This window comes from Ruegeria sp. BK1, from assembly GCF_056535645.1.
This window is the reverse complement of sequence record NZ_JBQFIS010000001.1, coordinates 1,451,638-1,466,379: the sequence shown is the minus strand read 5'-3', so window position 1 is coordinate 1,466,379 and position 14,742 is coordinate 1,451,638. Positions and strand designations below refer to the sequence as shown.

Annotated in this window: 17 protein-coding genes and 1 pseudogene; 16 read left to right on the top strand and 2 right to left on the bottom strand. The window is 61.4% G+C overall.

Going from position 1 to position 14,742, the window contains the following annotated elements:
* Positions 1 to 12 precede the first annotated feature (12 nt).
* The 3 genes from ACR3E7_RS07280 (at position 13) to mltG (ending at position 3,368) form a co-directional block, all read left to right on the top strand.
* Positions 13 to 756 carry a 1-(5-phosphoribosyl)-5-[(5-phosphoribosylamino)methylideneamino]imidazole-4-carboxamide isomerase gene (locus ACR3E7_RS07280; protein ID WP_170782627.1) on the top strand — a complete coding sequence of 248 codons (744 nt, stop codon included), beginning with the start codon at positions 13 to 15 and terminating at the stop codon, positions 754 to 756.
* 185 nt (positions 757 to 941) lie between these two features.
* Positions 942 to 2,207 (top strand): beta-ketoacyl-ACP synthase II, encoded by a 1,266-nt coding sequence (gene fabF / locus ACR3E7_RS07275; RefSeq protein ID WP_170770498.1) that lies wholly within the window; start codon positions 942 to 944, stop codon positions 2,205 to 2,207.
* Positions 2,208 to 3,368 (top strand): endolytic transglycosylase MltG, encoded by a 1,161-nt coding sequence (mltG, locus tag ACR3E7_RS07270; RefSeq protein WP_480502565.1) that lies wholly within the window; start codon positions 2,208 to 2,210, stop codon positions 3,366 to 3,368.
* A gap of 39 nt (positions 3,369 to 3,407) precedes the next feature.
* On the opposite strand, the gene ACR3E7_RS07265 is transcribed toward mltG, so the two are convergent.
* Positions 3,408 to 4,664, bottom strand: a complete 1,257-nt coding sequence (locus ACR3E7_RS07265; RefSeq protein WP_480502564.1) for a DEAD/DEAH box helicase — start codon at positions 4,662 to 4,664, stop codon at positions 3,408 to 3,410.
* 372 nt (positions 4,665 to 5,036) lie between these two features.
* On the opposite strand from ACR3E7_RS07265, the gene ACR3E7_RS07260 reads away from it, so the two are divergent.
* Together ACR3E7_RS07260 and ACR3E7_RS07255 are read left to right on the top strand one after the other, a co-directional pair.
* The gene (locus ACR3E7_RS07260; RefSeq protein WP_480502563.1) at positions 5,037 to 5,918 is read left to right on the top strand and encodes a DMT family transporter; all 882 of its coding nucleotides are present in this window, start codon (positions 5,037 to 5,039) and stop codon (positions 5,916 to 5,918) included.
* Between the two features lie 557 nt (positions 5,919 to 6,475).
* Positions 6,476 to 7,762, top strand: coding sequence for a DNA-packaging protein (locus ACR3E7_RS07255; RefSeq protein WP_480502886.1), 1,287 nt, complete (start codon positions 6,476 to 6,478; stop codon positions 7,760 to 7,762).
* An 87-nt stretch (positions 7,763 to 7,849) separates the two neighbouring features.
* On the opposite strand, the gene ACR3E7_RS07250 is transcribed toward ACR3E7_RS07255, so the two are convergent.
* Positions 7,850 to 8,284: a hypothetical protein gene (locus ACR3E7_RS07250; protein WP_480502562.1), complete on the bottom strand. Its 435-nt coding sequence runs from the start codon at positions 8,282 to 8,284 to the stop codon at positions 7,850 to 7,852.
* 159 nt (positions 8,285 to 8,443) lie between these two features.
* Here ACR3E7_RS07250 and ACR3E7_RS07245 point away from each other — a divergent pair, with 159 nt between their 5' ends.
* The 11 genes and pseudogenes from ACR3E7_RS07245 to ACR3E7_RS07195 all read left to right on the top strand — a co-directional run bounded on the left by ACR3E7_RS07245 (position 8,444) and on the right by ACR3E7_RS07195 (position 14,734).
* The gene (locus tag ACR3E7_RS07245; RefSeq protein ID WP_480502561.1) at positions 8,444 to 9,604 is read left to right on the top strand and encodes a phage portal protein; all 1,161 of its coding nucleotides are present in this window, start codon (positions 8,444 to 8,446) and stop codon (positions 9,602 to 9,604) included.
* Positions 9,597 to 9,815, top strand: coding sequence for a GTA head formation protein, RCAP_rcc01685 family (locus ACR3E7_RS07240; RefSeq protein WP_170788816.1), 219 nt, complete (start codon positions 9,597 to 9,599; stop codon positions 9,813 to 9,815). Before ACR3E7_RS07245 ends, ACR3E7_RS07240 begins: the two co-directional genes overlap by 8 nt.
* Positions 9,816 to 9,841: 26 nt before the next feature.
* Entirely contained in the window at positions 9,842 to 10,387 is a 546-nt protein-coding gene (locus tag ACR3E7_RS07235) for an HK97 family phage prohead protease (protein WP_480502560.1), read from the top strand.
* Between the two features lie 36 nt (positions 10,388 to 10,423).
* Positions 10,424 to 11,602, top strand: a complete 1,179-nt coding sequence (locus ACR3E7_RS07230; protein WP_480502559.1) for a phage major capsid protein — start codon at positions 10,424 to 10,426, stop codon at positions 11,600 to 11,602.
* Between the two features lie 174 nt (positions 11,603 to 11,776).
* Entirely contained in the window at positions 11,777 to 12,376 is a 600-nt protein-coding gene (locus ACR3E7_RS07225) for a head-tail connector protein (RefSeq protein ID WP_480502558.1), read from the top strand.
* Positions 12,373 to 12,711: a phage head closure protein gene (locus ACR3E7_RS07220; protein ID WP_170782621.1), complete on the top strand. Its 339-nt coding sequence runs from the start codon at positions 12,373 to 12,375 to the stop codon at positions 12,709 to 12,711. Before ACR3E7_RS07225 ends, ACR3E7_RS07220 begins: the two co-directional genes overlap by 4 nt.
* Positions 12,708 to 13,121, top strand: a complete 414-nt coding sequence (locus ACR3E7_RS07215; RefSeq protein WP_480502557.1) for a DUF3168 domain-containing protein — start codon at positions 12,708 to 12,710, stop codon at positions 13,119 to 13,121. Before ACR3E7_RS07220 ends, ACR3E7_RS07215 begins: the two co-directional genes overlap by 4 nt.
* A 20-nt stretch (positions 13,122 to 13,141) precedes the next feature.
* Positions 13,142 to 13,554 (top strand): annotated as a pseudogene (locus ACR3E7_RS07210) (phage major tail protein, TP901-1 family).
* A gap of 4 nt (positions 13,555 to 13,558) precedes the next feature.
* Complete coding sequence (locus tag ACR3E7_RS07205; RefSeq protein ID WP_480502556.1) at positions 13,559 to 13,876, top strand: gene transfer agent family protein; 318 nt, start codon at positions 13,559 to 13,561, stop codon at positions 13,874 to 13,876.
* Positions 13,873 to 14,085 (top strand): rcc01693 family protein, encoded by a 213-nt coding sequence (locus tag ACR3E7_RS07200; RefSeq protein ID WP_170788810.1) that lies wholly within the window; start codon positions 13,873 to 13,875, stop codon positions 14,083 to 14,085. The genes ACR3E7_RS07205 and ACR3E7_RS07200 overlap by 4 nt, the downstream gene beginning before the upstream one ends.
* Positions 14,069 to 14,734: a phage tail tape measure protein gene (locus ACR3E7_RS07195; protein WP_480502555.1), complete on the top strand. Its 666-nt coding sequence runs from the start codon at positions 14,069 to 14,071 to the stop codon at positions 14,732 to 14,734. The genes ACR3E7_RS07200 and ACR3E7_RS07195 overlap by 17 nt, the downstream gene beginning before the upstream one ends.
* Positions 14,735 to 14,742 lie beyond the last annotated feature (8 nt).

The window sequence follows — 14,742 nt, the reverse complement described above, 5'->3', positions numbered from 1 at the left end:
AGGATCAGGCTCATGAGGATTTACCCCACGATGGAATTGCAGAACGGCCGGTGTGTCACACTGGACAAGGGCCGCCTGGACGAAGCTATGATCTGGCACGTGAACCCTGCCGAAACAGCCCGTAGCTGGGCTGCCGCAGGGGCGGAATGGATGCACCTGACGGACTTCGACGCCATCGAAGGGCGTGATACTAATGCGGAATTGGTCGAAGAGATCATCCGCTCGGCCGAGATCCCGGTGCAGTTGGCGGGCGGCATGCGCACCCGTGAGCAGGTCGAACATTGGATCGACAAGGGCGCGGGTCGGATCGTCATCGGTACATTGGCCGCCTGGGACCCAAATCTGGTAAAAGAGCTGGCAAAGCTGTATCCGGATCAGATCGTTCTGGCGGTCGATGTCTGGCAAGGTCACGTGATGACCGAAGGTTGGCGCAGCCAAAGCGCATTTACCGCCGAAGCTTATATCGAAGCCTTCGCCGATACTCCGTTTGCCGCAATTCTGGTGACAGATATCGACAGCGACATGGAAGATGTCGAGGCGCAGTTGGGTCTGATCTCGGGGGTTGCTGAGAAATCGCGCACGCCTGTCATCGCCAGCGGTGTTGTACGCACGGCCGACGATATCTCGCGCCTGGCCTATATCCCAAACATTTCGGGAGCGATTGTAGGGCGGGCGTTGTTCCGCAAGACGCTGGAGCTGTCGGATGCACTGGCTGTGGCCTCGACCGCACATGAGCCGGTGGCCGAATTCCAGTAAAATCACTTCCATCATGAATTTGCCGCCCTCTCAAACGACCTGAGGGGGCGGTTTTTGTTTTTCGGTGTCTGTGCGACGCACATGATGATAACTGGTTCTGGGCTGAATGCGCCCTTGCTCTTGCCCCCGGCCCCTACGCCGGGGTATGAGCGTTTCTTAAACACGAAGCAGGCAAGAGGCATTTCATGCGCAGAGTCGTTGTAACCGGTCTGGGATTGGTCACTCCGTTGGCCAGCGGGGTCGAGGAAACCTGGTCGCGGCTGTTGGACGGAGAATCCGGTGCGGGCCCGATCACTCAGTTTGATGCCGAAGGCAGTGGGGTCACGACGACCTATGCCTGCGAGGTTCCACGCGGTGATGGCACGAACGGAACGTTCAACCCCGACGATTGGATGTCGCCGAAAGAACAGCGCAAGATTGAGGACTTTATCCTGTACTCGATTGCGGCTGCCGATATGGCCTGCGAAGACGCTGGCTGGATGCCTGAAGATGAAGAAGCGCGCTTGAGCACGGGTGTTCTGATAGGCTCGGGTATTGGTGGGCTTGGGTCTATCGCGGATACCGCCAATCTGATCCGTGACAAGGGCCCCCGCCGTGTGTCGCCCTTCTTTATTCCTGGCGCGCTGATCAATCTGGCCTCGGGTCAGGTGTCGATCCGTCGCGGGTTCAAAGGGCCGAACCATTCGGTCGTGACTGCTTGCTCGACCGGTGCCCATGCAATTGGCGATGCAAGCCGTATCATTCGTGCAGGCGATGCGGATGTCATGGTTGCGGGCGGCGGCGAAGGCTGCATCTGTGAGATCGGAATTGCCGGGTTCAACGCGTGCAAGGCATTGTCGACCAAATATGCCGATGATCCCAAGAAAGCCAGCCGCCCTTATGACATCGACCGCGACGGCTTCGTCATGGGCGAAGGTGCGGGCATTGTCGTGCTGGAAGAATATGAACACGCCAAGGCGCGGGGGGCGAAGATTTACGCCGAGGTGCTGGGCTATGGCATGTCCGGTGACGCCTATCACATCACGGCTCCATCCGAGGATGGTGACGGGGCCGAGCGCTCGATGAAAGCCGCGCTACGCAGCGCCGGGCTGGAGCCGAAAGATCTGGACTATATCAACGCGCATGGCACCTCGACCATGGCGGATACGATCGAACTGGGCGCGGTCGAACGCCTGCTGGGCGATCACGCGGCGAATGCGACCATGACCTCGACCAAATCGGCGACCGGCCACCTGCTGGGCGCGGCGGGCGCAATCGAGGCGATCTTCTCGATCCTGGCAATCCGCGATCAGGTTGCACCGCCTACGATCAACCTGGACAACCCGGCTGTCGAGACGCCGATTGACCTCGCCCCCAACGCCAAGCGCGAGCGTGAGATCAACGTGGCCCTGTCGAATTCTTTTGGGTTCGGTGGTACCAATGCCAGCGTGATCTTCGGAAAGGTCAGTTAAATGTGGCGGGCCCTTGCATCGAACATGCTGACCGTTTTGGTGGTTGGCTTGTTCCTGATGGGTGGTCTGATCTTGTGGGGGCAATCCCGTTACAAAAACGCGGGCCCGCTTGAAACTGCGATCTGCCTTCAGGTCCAGCGCGGTTCGAACATGGGTGCGGTCAGCCAACAGCTGCAAGAGCAAGGCGCCATCACCAGCGCCGTGCTGTTTCGGATGGCGGCAGACTATACCGACAAGGCCCCCCAGCTTAAGGCTGGCAGCTTTCTGGTGCGCGAAGGCGCGTCGATGGAACAGATCATAGATGAGATCACCAGCAGCGGTGCCAGCACCTGCGGGTCGGAGATCGAATATCGCATCGGCGTCACCCGAATTCAGACCCGCGTGCGCGAGCTGAATCCGGCGACGCTGGATTTTGATGAGATTGCGACTTTTGATGTGACCTCGGACGAGGTGCCTGCCGCCTATACCGATAAACGCGAAGATGCGGATACGCGCTATCGTGTTTCGGTGGCCGAGGGTGTGACCTCGTGGCAGGTGGTCGAAGGGCTGAAGCAGATCGACGCGTTGACGGGCGAGGTGGCTGAGATACCCGCCGAGGGGATGTTGGCGCCTGACAGCTACGACATTGCGCGCGGAGCCGACCGGACCGCCGTGCTGAAGGGGATGCAGGACAAGCAGCAACTTCGGATCAACGCGATCTGGGAAAGCCGTCAGGATGATCTGCCGATCTCAAACCCCGAAGAGATGTTGATTCTGGCTTCGATCATCGAAAAGGAAACCGGCGTCCCGCATGAGCGTGGGCAAGTGGCCAGCGTCTTCGTGAACCGGTTGGAGCGGGGTATGAAACTGCAAACGGACCCGACGGTTATCTATGGCGTGACCGAGGGCAAGGGCACGCTGGGGCGTGGCTTGCGCCGCAGTGAACTGCGCCGCGCAACACCTTGGAATACCTATGTGATTGACGGTCTGCCACCGACCCCGATTGCCAATCCGGGGCTGGCCAGTCTTGAGGCCGCCGTGGCACCGGAGGAGACAAACTTTGTGTTCTTCGTCGCGGATGGAACTGGTGGGCACGCTTTTGCCGAAACGCTGGACGAGCACAATCGAAACGTCGCCAAGTGGCGCGAGATTGAGGCCGAGAGAAACAGTTCGGGCAACTAAGAAAAAAAGGGCCGCGTCGAAATCGCGGCCCTTTCTTTTTTACGCAGCGGGGCGTCTGCGCGGACGCCGCCGTTTAGACGCCGAAGGCTTGGAAGATGTGTTACCCCCCTGTGGCCTACGCGCCCGAAAACCGCCCTGTTTGCGCGGCTTTTTGGGCTCGGCGAATTCGGGCATGGTGCCGCTGGCGACCGGAATGTCGATCTTCATCAGCTTCTGGATTTGCTTCAGTTGGTCCAGTTCATCCGGGGCGCAGAAGGCGATGCCTTCACCCTCGCGCCCTGCGCGGGCAGTGCGACCGATGCGGTGGACATAATTATCGGGCACCTCGGGCAGGTCATAGTTGATCACATAGGCTACGCCGGGGATGTCGATGCCACGCGCAGCAACGTCTGTCGCGACGAGGATGTTGATCTCGCCAGCGCGGAACGCCTTGATGGCGCGATCCCGCTGACCTTGGCTTTTGTTTCCGTGGATCGAGGCTGCATTGAAGCCATCCCGAACGAGGTCCTTCATCAACCGCTCAGCCCCGTGTTTCGTGCGGGCGAAGACTAGCGTCAGAGCGTCCAAGTCGGCCGAGAGGATTTCACGCAACTTGCGGGGCTTGTCCGCGCGGGACAGGAAGTGCACGGACTGAGTGATCTTGTCCGCCGCCTTGCCAGGAGGCGACACCTGTATGCGCTGCGGGTTGGTGAGGTAGGACTGGCTTAGCTCCTCCATCTGCTTGGGCATAGTGGCCGAGAACAGCATCGTCTGGCGCGGCGTGCCCAAAGCGGGCGCGATTTTGCGGAGCGCGTGGATAAAGCCCATGTCCAGCATTTGATCAGCCTCGTCCAGCACCAGATGGCGCACAGAACCAAGATCGACGGCTCCACGCTCCATCAGGTCGATCAGTCGTCCCGGGGTGGCGACCAAAATATCGGTGCCGCGCGATAGGAACGAAATCTGCTTGCCGATTGATTGCCCACCAACAACGGCGGCGACGCGTAGTTTTGTCTTTTGCGTGAGGGTACGCAGGCTGTCAGCGATTTGGTTCACCAGTTCGCGCGTCGGGGCAAGGATCAGCGCCTTGACTGTCTTGGGGGCAGGTTTGGCCGGTTGCGCCAGAAGGTGATCAATCAGCGGCAGACCAAAGGCCAGCGTTTTACCAGTGCCGGTCTGGGCCAGCCCAAGAATGTCATGTCCATTCAGCGCCATTGGGATGGCCTGGTTTTGGATCGGTGTGGGTTGAGTAAAGTTTGCCCGTTTCAGGGCGTCATTCAAAGCCGGGGCAAGGCCCAGCATGTCGAAGTCGAACACGTAATAATCCTTTGATATCCGCAACTTTGCGCGCGGATGCGTGTGACCGCGCAAAAGCGCGGCAGGCAGGGTTTAGCGAGACCTCGGGACGCACAGGCGTATCCTGCGCCATCCGGCCATCGCATCAAGAACCCTGCGTGAAGGGGAACCAGGAGAGATATGGTGCGCCGTGGGGGCAAAGGCCCGGATGCTCACGCGGCGGCGCTGATGGACGGCACATGAGCGTTGGCGCGGGCATTGTCAAGTATTTGTCTGATGGACTGGCGGTCGGAGTTCTAGATTCTGCTGGCGTTCTCAATCAGTTTGAGCCATCGATTTCCGAGTGGCGGTTCAGCGCGTCGTAACATTGCGAGGCGAAGTTTGGGGTTGGGAATGACGGGAAGTGCACAGCAGGGCCATAGCCTCAAGCTCGCCAGTGGTGCCCTGGTTCTTGGCGGTATGATGTGGGGACTGTACTGGATCCCTGTCCGCTACTTCGTGGATCAGGGGTTGGAAGGGGCTTGGCCGGGGATCGTGATGTATTCGGCAGCGCTGCTTTTCCTTTTGCCGCTTTTGTGGCGCGACCGGCATGGTTTGGCACGGCGCTGGCAGGATTTGATGTTCAGCGGCATGTTCACGGGTGCGGCCTTTGGTCTGTTCACGATCAGTCTGGTCTATACGGATGTCGTTCGAGCCATCCTGCTGTTCTACCTGACGCCGGTTTGGGGCACGATCTTAGGCCGGGTTTTTCTTGGCGAGCGTCTGACCAGAGCCCGCGTTTTGGGGTTGATATCCGGCCTTGGCGGAATGGCGATCGTCCTTGGCAGCGGCCATGGCATCCCTTGGCCCAGCAATGTCGGAGATTGGGCGGCGCTGGTATCCGGCATGGCTTGGGCGGTGGGCACGCTGGGTTTGTATCGCTCCTCGGGCATTTCGGTTCCGGGGCAGGTTTTTGCGTTTATTACTGGGGCTCTGCTGCTGTCGCTGATCAGCCTGGTGTTCAGCGCAGGCGGGGTGCAAGAGCAAAGCGCGATTGTTGTCGGTGTGCTGCCCATTGCGATACTGTCGGTGCTGTACACTCTGCCGATGATCTTTCTGACGATCTGGCCCGCGACCTTACTGACACCGGCTCGGGTGGGGTTGTTGTTGATGAGCGAGGTTGTGGTCGGCCTGATTTCGGCTGCTGTATTTTCGGGCGAGCCCTTTGGACTGCGCGAGGCCACGGGGGCAGTGCTGATTGTGAGTGCCGCTGTGCTGGAGATCGCTCGGGGTTGAGCGAGTTTACCGCTGGATAGACAGATCAAACGCCAACAGTCTTAACAGGCAGTGCGGTTCCTGTTGCATGGGTGTTGCGCAACATATTGACTTTGCGTGCTTTTTGTCGTATTGATTGTGTCATGCTAGAAGAAATGAGCAACGGCCGCGGGGCAACCCGGCGGTCGTTTTTTCGTTTCTCTCGTGCGGAGAAAACTCACGCATGAGGTCACAGGCACACATGACTTTAATTACCCCGGAAGAGCGGATGTCCCAGACGGCGGAACTGTTGCAGTCGCTGGAAACATCTATTCGCGGTTTGCGCCAAGCAGCAGAAGAACTGCGCAGGCAAATCGGAACCGGGGAGGATGCAGATCTTGCCGGAACGGCAAAACAACTGGGTCAGTTAGAGGGGCTGATCCGAAGTTGTCAGAAAGTGGAGACAAGCTTTGTCGAACAACATCACAGACAAGCCGGAATTGCCCAAGGGGGATACGCGCTCGACCTTGAGCGCGCTCGATTTGAAATCGGGTGCAGGCTGGCTCGCCTCCGCCGATGCTGCGGTGAGGGACAGATTTCTGAGTGAGATCGGGGAGGGGGGGTTGTGTGCCCTCCCTTTCCTGTTTGAATTTTGGGCGCTGCCGCATCAACTACCGCCCGAGGGTGACTGGCGGTCCTGGGTGATCATGGGCGGGCGCGGGGCTGGCAAGACGCGGGCGGGGTCAGAATGGGTGCGGTCGATGGTCGAAGGGTCCAAGCCGCTGGACAAGGGCGAGGCCAGCCGGGTGGCGCTGGTTGGGGAGACCTTTGATCAGGTGCGCGATGTGATGATCTTTGGCGATAGCGGCATATTGCAATGCTCGCCCCCGGATCGTCGGCCGGTGTGGAAAGCGTCGGAGCGCAAGCTGATCTGGCCAAACGGGGCCGAGGCGCAGGCGTTTTCGGCGCATGATCCTGAGGGGCTGCGGGGCCCGCAGTTCGATGCGGCCTGGGTGGATGAGCTGGCCAAGTGGAAGAAGGCGGGCGAGACCTGGGATATGTTGCAGTTTGCGCTGCGGTTGGGGGATCGGCCTCGGGTCTGCGTGACCACCACACCGCGTAATGTGAAGGTTTTGAAGAATTTATTGGCGTCGCCCTCCACCGTGCAGACCCATGCACCGACCGAGGCGAACCGGGCCAATCTGGCGGATTCGTTTCTGGACGAGGTGCGCGCGCGCTATGCGGGGACGCGGCTGGGGCGGCAGGAGTTGGACGGGGTGCTGCTGTCGGATGCTGAGGGCGCGCTGTGGACCGGCTCGATGCTGGAGGCGGCGCGGTGCGCGCGGGTGCCTGCGTTGGATCGCATCGTCGTGGCGCTGGACCCGGCGGTGACGGCGGGGGCGGACGCGGATGCTTGCGGGATTGTGGTCGTGGGGGCTCAGCTACAGGGCGCGCCCGAGGACTGGCGGGCCTATGTGCTGGCCGACCGGACGGTGCAGGGCGTTGGCCCGGCGGGCTGGGCGCAGGCGGCGATTGGCGCGATGGATGAGTTCGGGGCCGAACGGCTGGTGGCCGAGGTCAATCAGGGCGGGCAATTGGTGGAAGAGGTGGTGCGGCAGGTGGACCCTCTGGTCCCTTATCGGGCGGTGCGGGCCTCACGCGGCAAGGTCGCGCGGGCCGAGCCTATGGCGGCCTTGTACGAGCAGGGGCGGGTTTGCCATGTGGCAGGGCTGGACGCGCTGGAGGAACAGATGTGCCAGATGACGGCGCGCGGGTATGAGGGGCCGGGCTCGCCTGACCGGGTCGACGCGCTGGTCTGGGCGCTGCATGAGTTGGTTGTGGGGCCTGCGGGGGGGTATCGGAGGCCTAGGGTGCGGAGTTTGTGAAGGCTTTTGGAAAGTCTGGTTCGTCACAGCTTGACTAGACGAGGCGTTCGGATTTGTCAGCTTTGGTTTTTTTTACCGAACGACAAGCTAAGTCTTTGATGAACTTGGATTGATCAGAAAAAAGCCGCCACTTACGACGCAAGCCCAAAACAAATGTGTTTTCAGAGAATACATGTCGATTCCTGCATCCAAGTAAGAATTGGCCGCCCATCCGACGAAAGAAGGCAACGAAAGAAACCCGAGTGCCGAAAGCGATTGGGTAAGCCTATGTTCGATCTCGGGCTTACGTGGGAACAATTTCCTGCTCAAACGATGCGCGGCAAACCCACCCACCGCGACACCTAAAGGCATGCTGGCTAAAAAGGCTACACCTGCGATACCAAGGAGACCTTCTCCGACAATAATCGCGCAAACTAAGAAAATCAGGATTGGAGTTAACCCGATCCACGGCAACCATTTCGAACTGCCAACTTTTTTAAAGAACTCAATCAACATGTTAGGTTGATACAGATTTTCTGACATTCATGTCACGTGTTTTTATCATGGCAGGTAAAACGTCGTAACCACACGATAATGCCACCGTTGCCCAACCCCCGTACGCCCCATTCCCAAGGCTTAAACTTCTTTCCTGCATAACTCCTTTCAACAAGCCGGGCAGAGCAGCGGCAGAAAGGAGCACAGATGGTATTCGATTTCTTGCGTCGTGGATCGGCGGGCGAAGCGCCCGATGCGAAGGCCAGCGCGGCGGGTCCCGTGGTGGCGTGGCAGACAGGCGGGCGCGTGGCGTGGAGCCCTCGGGACGCGGTGTCGTTGACCCGCACGGGGTTTTCGGGCAACCCGGTGGGGTTTCGGTCGGTCAAGCTGATTGCCGAGGCGGCGGCGGCGCTGCCTCTGGTCCTGCAGGATCAGGCGCAGCGCTATGATGCGCATCCGATCCTGTCGTTGATGCGTCGCCCTAACGCGGCGCAGGGGCGGGCGGAGTTGATGGAGGCTTTGTTCGGGCAGTTGTTGCTGTCGGGCAATGCCTATGTCGAGGCCGTGCAGGCCGAAGAAGGCTTGCCGCTTGAGCTGCACGTCCTGCGTTCTGACCGGATGAGCGTGGTGCCGGGTGCGGATGGTTGGCCCAAGGCGTATGATTACACGGCGGGCGGCAAGACACACCGCTTCCCTGCGGATGCGATCTGTCACATCAAATCTTTCCACCCTCAGGATGACCATTATGGCTTTTCGCCCATGCAGGCGGCGGCGATGGCGATTGATGTGCATAACAGCGCGTCGCGGTGGTCAAAATCGCTGCTCGACAACGCGGCGCGGCCTTCGGGGGCTTTGGTGTGGAAGGGCGATGGCCATGGGGTGATGGCCGAGGATCAGTTCCGGCGATTGTCGGATGAGATCGAGCAGAACTATCGCGGGGCGCGCAATGCAGGTCGTCCGATGGTTCTGGAAGGGGGGCTGGATTGGAAGCCGATGGGCTTTTCGCCGTCCGATATGGAGTTTCAAAAGACCAAGGAAGCCGCCGCCCGCGAGATCGCGCTGGCCTTCGGTGTCCCGCCGATGTTGCTGGGGATACAAGGGGACGCGACCTATTCGAACTATCAAGAGGCCAATCGGGCGTTTTACCGCCTGACCGTGCTGCCTCTGGTGACGCGGGTGGCGGCGGCGGTGTCGGAGTGGCTGGTGGGGTACACCGGCGAGGATCTGGTGCTGAAGCCCGATCTGGATCAGGTGCCTGCGCTGTCGGCGGAACGCGATGCGCAATGGGCGCGGGTCAATGGCGCCGACTTCCTGTCCGACGCTGAAAAGCGCGCCTTGCTGGGGCTGCCGGAGCGCGCGGATGGCTGAGGGGTATCCCCCGTTCGATTGCGCGCCGGGCCTGCGTCTGGCCGCGCATGAGAGGGTGGCCGAGATCCAGCACGACCATTTGTGCCGCAGGCTGGATCAGATCGAAGAAATGATGGAGCGGCTGGAGAAACGGTTGTGGCTGACGGTCTATGGCGTCGCGGCAGTGATCCTGGCGCAGGTGTTTCAGTCATTCCTTGCGGCGGCGCCGTAAAATCAGAGGCTTACGAGGAGGTGTTCATGGATTTGGAACACAAATTCGCACGGTTCGGAGACGGGCTTTCGGTAAGGGATGATGCGGTGATCGAGGGTTATGCCAGCCTATTCGGACAGGTCGATCAGGGCAGCGACGTCGTGCAACGCGGGGCGTATCGCGGCTCGCTTGACGGTCTGGCGAAAGCTGGGCAGCGGGTCAAGATGCTGTGGCAGCATGATCCGACGCAACCCATCGGCGTCTGGGACGAGGTGCGTGAGGATGACCGGGGCCTCTGGGTCAAAGGGCGTCTGCTAGAGGCCACGCAAAAAGGCCGTGAGGCGGCCGAGCTGATCCGTGCAGGCGCAATGGATGACCTGTCGATCGGCTATCGCACCAAGCAGGCCGTGAAGAATGACAAGGGCCAGCGGGTCCTCACCGAACTGGAGCTGTGGGAGGTGTCCTTGGTGACGTTCCCGATGCTGCCCAGTGCGCGGGTGGCGGCGAAGGGCGTTGAGCCTGACGCGCAAGACACCTGGCGCAGTATTGCCGAGGTGTTCAACACCGCCCGGCAGGAGCTGGCGCGGACCTAGCGCGCCTCAACCCCCACCCAAGAAATGGAAGTGCTGATGAGCAAGACCGAAACCCCGGCCTTGACCGGAGAGGGTGCGCCCCTGGTTCAGGAGGTGAAGCAGGCGATGGCTGGCTTCGTGAATGAATTCAGGGGCCTCAAGGCCGACGTGAAAACCCAACTGCAACAGACAGAAGAGCGACTGACCATGCTGGATCGTAAATCTACCATCGCGGCGCGTCCGCACCTTGCGGCCTCGATTGAGGACGGCGCACCGCATCAAAAAGCTTTCGACGCCTATGTGCGTTCGGGCGAGGATGACGGCCTGCGCGGGCTTGAGATGGAATCGAAATCCCTGTCCAGCGCCGTGAACAGCGATGGCGGCTATCTGGTCGACCCGCAGACCGCTGAAATGATCAAGTCGGTGCTGAAATCCACCGCCTCGATCCGCTCGATTGCGTCGGTCGTGAATGTCGAGGCGAACTCGTTCGACGTGCTGATCGACCACACGGACGTGGGCGCAGGCTGGGCCGATGAGAACGCCGCCGCGACCGAGACGGCAACCCCGTCGATTGACCGCATCTCGATCCCGCTGCACGAGCTGAGCGCGCTGCCCAAAGCCTCGCAGCGTTTGTTGGACGACAGCGCCTTTGACGTCGAAGGCTGGCTGGCCGGGCGCATCGCCGACAAGTTCGCGCGAGCTGAGGCTTCGGCCTTTATCAACGGTGATGGGGCAGACAAGCCCAAAGGTATCCTGAGCCACACCAAGGTCGACAATGACGTTTGGGACTGGGGCAACATTGGCTACGTGCCCACCGGCATCGACGGCGGTGTTGATGCGGATGCGATTGTCGATGTGGTTTACGCGCTGGGTGCGCAGTACCGCGTGAACGGCACATTCGTGATGAACTCGAAAACCGCGGGTCTGATCCGCAAGCTGAAGGACAGCGATGGCCGCTTCCTGTGGTCGGACGGTCTGGCGGCGGGTGAGCCTGCGCGCCTGATGGGTTATCCGGTGCTGATCGCCGAGGACATGCCGGATGCGGGCACCGACAGTTTCTCGATCGCGTTTGGTGATTTTCAGGCGGGTTACACCATTGCCGAGCGTCCCGACCTGCGCGTGTTGCGCGACCCGTTCAGCGCCAAACCGCATGTCCTGTTCTACGCGACCAAGCGCGTCGGCGGCGACGTGAGCGACTTTGCCGCGATCAAGCTGGTGAAATTCGGCACCGCCTAAAGCGGGCTGAATCCTCGGGGGGCCATTGGCCCCCCGGGGCGGCGGGTGCGTGCCGGGGTGAGATCCCTTGCGTTGTCTAGCTGCTCCCCTCCGTCCGAGCAACGTGGGGCGGCGCGTGCCCGTCAATTCCTGAAGTTACGGCCCCGGTGGGGTCCGAGATTGCGGAGTGAATGGATGATGTTGATCGAAGAAACCGCCATCGCGGATGCGGCGCTGCCGGTGGACCAGTTCAAGGCTCATCTGCGGCTGGGAACGGGTTTCACCGAAGACAGTGTGCAAGATGAAGTGTTGAAAAGCTTTCTGCGGGCGGCGATTGCAGCGATTGAAGCGCGCACTGGAAAGGTGCTGATCTCGCGCGGGTTTTCATGGGGTCTGAACAGCTGGCGCGATACGGCGGTTGAGGTGTTGCCGGTGGCCCCTGTCACGGCGATCAGCGCGGTAACTGTGACCGACGCAACCGGCACCGACACGGTGGTGGACAGTGGCCGATATCGTCTGGCCCAAGACAGCCAACGCCCGCGTCTGCGTCCTGCCGGAGCAAGCCTGCCGACCATTCCCACGGGCGGGTCGGTCAAGATTGCATTTACCGCCGGGATGGCTGCGGATTGGGGGGCTCTGCCCGCTGATCTGGGCCAGGCGGTGCTGCTGCTGGCGGCGCATTACTATGAATACCGCGATGAGACGGCGCTGGGCGCGGGCTGTATGCCCTTTGGCGTCACCAGCCTGATCCAACGCTACCGGATTGTGCGCTTTGGTGCCGGGGTGGCGCAATGAAGACGCCCCGGTTGAACAGAAAACTGGTGCTTGAAGCGCCGGTACGCAGTGCCGACGGGGCGGGTGGCTATACCGAGACATGGGCTGCCCTGGGCACGGTCTGGGCCGAGGTCACCGCGCGAAGTGGGTCCGAGCGGTCTGTTGCGGGCGTTCCGATCTCGCGCGTTGGCTATCGCATCGTGGTGCGCGGCGCGCCTCAGGGATCGTCGATGCGCCCAAGCCCTGATCAGCGGTTCTCTGAGGGCTCGCGCCGGTTCGTAATCCGCGCCGTGGCCGAGCGCGACCCGCGCGGCCAGTACCTGACCTGTTTTGCAGATGAAGAGGTGGCAGCATGAGTTATGGCGTTTCGGCCGCATTGCAGGCGGCGGTGTTTCAAAAGCTGTCCGGTGACGCTCAGGTCAGTACGCTGTCAGGCGGCGCGATCTATGACGCGGTTCCGGCGGGTGCGGTGCCCCAAACCTATGTGACGTTGGGCCCGGAAGAGGTGCGCGATGCCTCAGACCGGTCAGGCGCGGGCGCTGTGCATCGGTTCACTGTGTCGGTGGTGTCCGAGGCCGCAGGCTTTGGAACGGCCAAGACGTTGGCGGGCGCGGTGTGCGACGCGCTGGAAGGCGCAGCACTCAGCTTGGATCGGGGCCGCCTTGTGGGGCTGTGGTTCGAACGTGCCAGCGCCCGGCGCACGGGAACGGGCGGCGCGATCCGCCAGATCGACCTGAAATTCCGCGCCCGCGTGGAAGACGACTAAGCAATCAACGGAGAGAGCATATGGCTGCTCAGAACGGAAAAGACCTGTTGGTCAAAGTGGATATGAACGGCACTGGCCTGTTTGAGACCATCGCGGGCCTGCGCGCCACGCGGGTCAGTTTCAACGCGGAAAGTGTGGATGTCACCAGCCTTGAAAGCCAGGGCGGATGGCGCGAGCTGCTGTCGGGGGCTGGGGTCAAATCGGCCTCGATCTCGGGCTCGGGTGTGTTCAAGGACGAAGGCACCGATGAACGTGCGCGTCAGTTGTTCTTTGACGGTGGACGCCAGATTTCCAGGTGATCATCCCCGATTTCGGCATTGTCGAAGGCGCGTTTCAGGTGACTGGCATCGAGTATGCGGGCTCGCATAACGGCGAGGCCACCTATGAGATGAGCCTGGCCAGCGCCGGGGCTCTGACCTTTACGGCGCTGTAAGCCGATGGCCAATCCGTGGACGGGTGAGGTGGCATTGACCATCGATGGGCAGCGACGGGTGCTCAAGCTGACGCTGGGTGCTTTGGCGGAACTGGAACAGGAGCTGGGCACCGGGACGTTGGTGGAACTGGTGCAGCGGTTCGAAGGCGGAGCCTATTCCAGCGGCGATGTTTTGGCGCTGATCGTGGTGGGGCTGCGGGGCGGTGGGGCGGATGTATCGCGTGCCGACATGCTGCGGGCTGAGATCGATGGCGGCCCCATGGCAGGGGCCCGCGCTGCAGCCGAGCTTTTGGCCCGCGCCTTCATGGTGCCGGATCGTTGAGCGGGTTCGACTGGCCCACCCTGATGCGGGCCGGGATGACCGGCTTGCGTCTGACGCCGGACCAGTTCTGGCGTCTGACCCCGGCAGAGCTGCGGCTGATGCTGGGGCAGGGCGCAGGGATGCCTGCGATGAACCGCAAGGGGCTGGACGCTTTGCTGGCGGCCTACCCGGACAAGAAACAAGGAGAGCGTGATGACGACGGATCGTGATGGGCTGGACGACCTTCAGGAGCGGGGTGAGGCGTTGGGCGACGCGCTAGGCGATGCCGCTTCCATGGCGGCAGCATTTGACAGCCAGATGAAGCGGATCAGCGCAGCCTTCGAGGAAACTGGCAAGGACGTCGCCACGCTGGAGCGCGGCATGTCTGGCGGGTTGCGGAGGGCCTTTGATGGCGTGCTGCTGGATGGGATGAACCTGTCGGACGCGCTGGGTGTCCTGAAGAACTCAATGTTTCAGGCAGCTTACGCGGCGGCGATCAAGCCGGTAACGGATCATTTCGGTGGCCTGCTGGCAAACGGGGTCGGCAGTTTTGTCCAAGGCATCCTGCCCTTTGCAGACGGCGGCAGTTTTAGCCAGGGCCGGGTAATGCCCTTTGCCAATGGCGGGGTGATCACCGGCCCGACGACTTTCCCGATGCGCGGCGCGACCGGCCTGATGGGTGAGGCTGGCCCTGAGGCGATTATGCCTCTGGCGCGCGGACCAGATGGCAAGCTGGGCGTTCGCACATCGGGCGGAGGTGGAGCGGTGAATGTGGTGATGAACATCACCACACCTGACGTGCAGGGCTTTCGACGCAGTCAAAGCCAGATCGCCGCACAGATGAGCCGCGCCTTGGGTCGCGGCAATCGCAATAGGTAAATCACGGA

What these genes read in the sequence shown, in the direction of transcription:
- ACR3E7_RS07280 (WP_170782627.1), top strand. Translation starts at nt 13, where the DNA reads ATGAGGATTTACCCCACGATGGAATTGCAGAACGGCCGGTGTGTCACA.
- fabF (WP_170770498.1), top strand. Translation starts at nt 942, where the DNA reads ATGCGCAGAGTCGTTGTAACCGGTCTGGGATTGGTCACTCCGTTGGCC.
- mltG (WP_480502565.1), top strand. Translation starts at nt 2,208, where the DNA reads ATGTGGCGGGCCCTTGCATCGAACATGCTGACCGTTTTGGTGGTTGGC.
- ACR3E7_RS07260 (WP_480502563.1), top strand. Translation starts at nt 5,037, where the DNA reads ATGACGGGAAGTGCACAGCAGGGCCATAGCCTCAAGCTCGCCAGTGGT.
- ACR3E7_RS07250 (WP_480502562.1), bottom strand. Translation starts at nt 8,284, where the DNA reads ATGTCAGAAAATCTGTATCAACCTAACATGTTGATTGAGTTCTTTAAA.
- ACR3E7_RS07245 (WP_480502561.1), top strand. Translation starts at nt 8,444, where the DNA reads ATGGTATTCGATTTCTTGCGTCGTGGATCGGCGGGCGAAGCGCCCGAT.
- ACR3E7_RS07240 (WP_170788816.1), top strand. Translation starts at nt 9,597, where the DNA reads ATGGCTGAGGGGTATCCCCCGTTCGATTGCGCGCCGGGCCTGCGTCTG.
- ACR3E7_RS07235 (WP_480502560.1), top strand. Translation starts at nt 9,842, where the DNA reads ATGGATTTGGAACACAAATTCGCACGGTTCGGAGACGGGCTTTCGGTA.
- ACR3E7_RS07230 (WP_480502559.1), top strand. Translation starts at nt 10,424, where the DNA reads ATGAGCAAGACCGAAACCCCGGCCTTGACCGGAGAGGGTGCGCCCCTG.
- ACR3E7_RS07225 (WP_480502558.1), top strand. Translation starts at nt 11,777, where the DNA reads ATGATGTTGATCGAAGAAACCGCCATCGCGGATGCGGCGCTGCCGGTG.
- ACR3E7_RS07220 (WP_170782621.1), top strand. Translation starts at nt 12,373, where the DNA reads ATGAAGACGCCCCGGTTGAACAGAAAACTGGTGCTTGAAGCGCCGGTA.
- ACR3E7_RS07215 (WP_480502557.1), top strand. Translation starts at nt 12,708, where the DNA reads ATGAGTTATGGCGTTTCGGCCGCATTGCAGGCGGCGGTGTTTCAAAAG.
- ACR3E7_RS07205 (WP_480502556.1), top strand. Translation starts at nt 13,559, where the DNA reads ATGGCCAATCCGTGGACGGGTGAGGTGGCATTGACCATCGATGGGCAG.
- ACR3E7_RS07195 (WP_480502555.1), top strand. Translation starts at nt 14,069, where the DNA reads ATGACGACGGATCGTGATGGGCTGGACGACCTTCAGGAGCGGGGTGAG.